We start from the raw sequence: 3,661 nt of genomic DNA on the forward strand, positions 1-3,661 counted from the left end.
CCCCGTGGCCCCTGTCGCCGCCCCCGCCACTGCGCGCCGCGGCGCAGTGATGATCGCGCGCCTGGAGGGGATCAAACGCGTCGAGGATGCCGTCCGAGCGATGCAGGACGCGGCGGTCCGCGTTCCGGGTCTCACGCTCGACGTCTACGGCGACGGCCCCCAGCGCGGAGCCCTGGAGGCACTCGCGGGTGAGGACGGCACGGTGAGATTCCACGGGTTCGACCCTTCGGCGCGAGCAGCGCTCACTTCGGCATCCGTCCTGCTCCTGACCAGCCGTTCGGAGGCGTTCTCCCTCGTCGTGGCCGAGGCCATGGCGGCGGGGTGCCTGCCGATCGCCTACGACGTGCCCTACGGGCCCCGCGAACTCATCCGCGACGGCCGGACGGGCTGGCTGGTGGCACCGGGGGACGTCGCGGCCCTCAGCGAGGCGCTCGTTCGCGCCACCAGCACTGACGAGCGCGTTCTCGCGCGGATGCGCCGGGACGCCGTGGATCGGGCGCGCACGCTCGATGAGCGGGCGGTGCGGGATCGGTGGGCGGTGGTCCTGCGCCGCGCGGCGCGTCGACACGCGGCGCGCCGCCAGACGTGGCGTTTCCGCGAGATGGTGCGGCGGCGCCTACGGATCGGCTGACAACGGCCCTCTTCTCCGCGATCCGGCGTAGCGTCGAAGACACCCAGCCCCGGCATCGCCGGTGCGGATGACGCCCTCCGGGGCGCGCGACGCCCCGTCCGTCGAGCCACGCCCCCACGCGGCTCCGGACGGGGTTCGTCGTCTCAGCGATCCTCGCCGTAGGCCCGGATGCTGCGGACGTCGTCCTGCAGCTCCTCTTCGGCTGCGTCGTCGCTCACGGCGGCGTCGGCGGCCCGCTGCTCCTGCGCGCCCGCTTTCTTCTCCGCGGGGGCCGCCTCGGTGGCGCCGTCCATCACGGGGCCGTCCTGCGTCTCTTCGCGATCGTCCATGGGGTCCTCCTCGATCGATGTCGTCCTGGAATCCTCCGGGCACGGAACGCGCGGGGCCGAGGGGTTGCGCACGAGGAGCGCGCATGCTGCGTCGGGACGGCGTCCCCCCGTTCCCCACCGACGCGGAGCCCCCTCACGAACCGTGCCCTAGAATCGAATCCAGCAAGGGGAGTACTCCCACGCGACGTTCCCGTCAATACGGTCCACGCCATCGTGGACCCGGGTCGTCGGCTCGCATCGCGAGTGGAAGAGACCTTGGTGTTTCGACGTACACCACATCCCTTGGAGGCCCGCGTGGGTGTCACCCCGCTTATCTGGCTCATTACGATCGCGGTCACGATCGCGTTCTTCGTGTTCGAGTTCTTCGCACACGTCCGCAAGCCGCACGAACCCTCGATCGGCGAATCCGCCCGTTGGTCGGCGTTCTACATCGGTCTCGCCCTGCTGTTCGGCGTGGGCATCGGAGTGTTCTCCGGCTGGACCTACGGCGGCGAGTACTTCGCCGGCTACCTCACCGAGAAGGCGCTGTCGATCGACAACCTCTTCGTGTTCCTCCTGATCATGACCGGGTTCGCGGTGCCGAAGAAGTACCAGCAGAAGGTCCTGATGGTCGGCATCGTCATCGCGCTGATCATGCGCGGCGCGTTCATCGCGGTGGGGGCGGCACTGATCGAGAACTTCTCGTGGATCTTCTACATCTTCGGTGCGCTGCTGCTGCTCCTCGCCTACCGCCAGGCCTTCGCCCACGGTGAGAGCGACCCGGCCAACGGCAAGTTCATGCGCCTGGTCCGTCGCGTCCTCCCCGTCAGCGAGGAGTACAACGCCGACAAGCTGACGGTGAAGAAGAACGGGAAGCGCTTCGTCACCCCCATGCTGCTGGTGATCGTCGCGATCGGCTTCATCGACCTCGTGTTCGCGGTCGACTCGATCCCGGCGATCTACGGTCTGACCAACGAGGCGTACATCGTCTTCACGGCCAACGCCTTCGCGCTGATGGGTCTGCGTCAGCTGTACTTCCTCATCGGCGGGCTGCTGGAGCGCCTCGTGTACCTCTCGCAGGGACTCGCCGTCATCCTCGCCTTCATCGGCGTCAAGCTCGTCTTCCACGCGCTGCACGTCAACGAGCTGCCCTTCATCAACGGCGGTGAGCCGTTGCTGTGGGTGCCCGAGATCCCGATCTGGTTCTCGCTGCTGTTCATCGCGGCGACCGTCGCCGTGGCCACCGTGGCGAGCCTGGCCAAGACGCGCCGGGATGCCGACAAGAAGCGACGCGACACGTTCGAGGGCGAGAAGGTCATCCACGCTCCCGAGGACTGAGTCATCGGCGACGGGCCCGCGGCGAGCGCTGCGGGCCCGTTGCCGTATCCGTTGACGGAGCGCAACCCCGCGGGCGGCGTCACCGCCCCCACCTACCGTGACGACATGACTCGTTTCGGATACACCCTCATGACCGAGCAGAGCGGGCCCCGCGCGCTCGTGGACTACGCCGTCGGCGCCGAACGCGCCGGGTACGACTTCCTCGTCTCGAGCGATCACTACTCCCCCTGGCTGACCTCGCAGGGACACGCGCCGTACGCCTGGACGGTGCTCGGCGCGGTGGCCCACGCGACGACCGATGTCGAACTGATGACGTACGTCACGTGCCCGACGATCCGGTATCACCCCGCGGTGGTGGCGCAGAAGGCCGCGACGCTGCAGCTGCTCTCCGACGGGCGCTTCACTCTCGGTCTCGGTTCCGGAGAGAACCTCAACGAGCACGTGGTCGGCGAGGGCTGGCCCGCGGTGCATGCCCGCCAGGACATGCTCGTCGAGGCGATCGAGATCATCCGGGCACTGCACACCGGCGACCTCGTGACCTACGACGGCGAGTACTTCCGCGTCGACTCGGCGCGCGTGTGGGACGCACCCGAGGGCGGCGTGCCCATCGGCGTCGCCGTGTCGGGCGATCACTCGATCGCCCGCTTCGCTCCCCTCGGCGACCACCTCATCACCACCGAGCCGGAGGCGGAGCTGGTGCGCGGATGGGATGAGCACCACGAGGGCGAGTCGCGCAAGATCGGTCAGATCCCGATCAGCTGGGACCCCGACAAGGATGCCGCGATCGCGCGCGCGCACGAGCAGTTCCGGTGGTTCGCCGGCGGCTGGGCGGTCAACTCGGACCTGCCGACTCCGGCGGGCTTCGCCGGTGCGTCGCAGTTCGTGCGCCCCGAGGACGTCGCGGAGTCGATCGCGTGCGGCCCCGATCTCGACGAACTCGCCGAGAGCGTACGGCCGTTCATCGACGCCGGCTTCACCGACATCGCCATCGTGCAGGTGGGCGACGCGCAGCAGCAGCGCTTCGTCGACGAGGTCGCGGCACCGCTGCTGGAGAAGCTCCGGGCACTCTGACGGGGCGTCGGCCGCGCGGTCGCGCCCTCCTCGAGCTCAGACCGCGTGGCCGGTCTCGCGCACCCACTGCTCGAGCCGCCACGGGGGTACACGGAACACGCGCGCCACATCGGGGATCGAGTGGTGCCCCTCGACCACGGAGGCCACCGCGAACTCCTGGAGCGAGCGGAAGTTCCGCCCCTCCAGCGCGCCGGTGCGCAGGTCGGCGAACGTCCGGGGGACGACTCCCGGCCCCGCTCCGGGGGCGACGAACACGTAGGGCGACTCCCCTTGCATCCCGCGTTCGGCCGCGCGCTGATGAACGCGCGGGGCC

At 69.6% G+C, this 3,661-nt stretch carries 5 protein-coding genes; 3 read left to right on the plus strand and 2 right to left on the minus strand.

Annotated elements, in window-relative coordinates:
* Positions 1–631: glycosyltransferase (locus tag LQV45_RS20550; protein ID WP_230008604.1), on the plus strand; the 631-nt coding region annotated here is incomplete at its 5' end.
* A 143-nt stretch (positions 632–774) separates the two neighbouring features.
* Here the strand turns inward: LQV45_RS20550 and LQV45_RS20555 are convergent.
* The gene (locus LQV45_RS20555) at positions 775–960 is read right to left on the minus strand and encodes a hypothetical protein (RefSeq protein WP_230008605.1); all 186 of its coding nucleotides are present in this window, start codon (positions 958–960) and stop codon (positions 775–777) included.
* A 294-nt stretch (positions 961–1,254) separates the two neighbouring features.
* On the opposite strand from LQV45_RS20555, the gene LQV45_RS20560 reads away from it, so the two are divergent.
* Both LQV45_RS20560 and LQV45_RS20565 read left to right on the plus strand, forming a co-directional pair.
* On the plus strand, positions 1,255–2,277 hold the full coding sequence (locus tag LQV45_RS20560) for a TerC family protein (RefSeq protein ID WP_230008606.1): 1,023 nt from the start codon (positions 1,255–1,257) through the stop codon (positions 2,275–2,277).
* A 105-nt stretch (positions 2,278–2,382) separates the two neighbouring features.
* Positions 2,383–3,348, plus strand: coding sequence for an LLM class F420-dependent oxidoreductase (locus LQV45_RS20565; protein WP_230008607.1), 966 nt, complete (start codon positions 2,383–2,385; stop codon positions 3,346–3,348).
* A 36-nt stretch (positions 3,349–3,384) separates the two neighbouring features.
* Here the strand turns inward: LQV45_RS20565 and LQV45_RS20570 are convergent.
* On the minus strand, positions 3,385–3,661 hold a 277-nt coding region (locus LQV45_RS20570; protein WP_230008608.1), incomplete at its 5' end, for a hypothetical protein.

This window comes from Microbacterium sp. Bi128 (assembly GCF_918698205.1).

Excerpts from the sequence above, each read along its gene's own strand:
- LQV45_RS20565 (WP_230008607.1), top strand. The coding sequence starts at position 2,383 with ATGACTCGTTTCGGATACACCCTCATGACCGAGCAGAGCGGGCCCCGC.
- LQV45_RS20555 (WP_230008605.1), bottom strand. The coding sequence starts at position 960 with ATGGACGATCGCGAAGAGACGCAGGACGGCCCCGTGATGGACGGCGCC.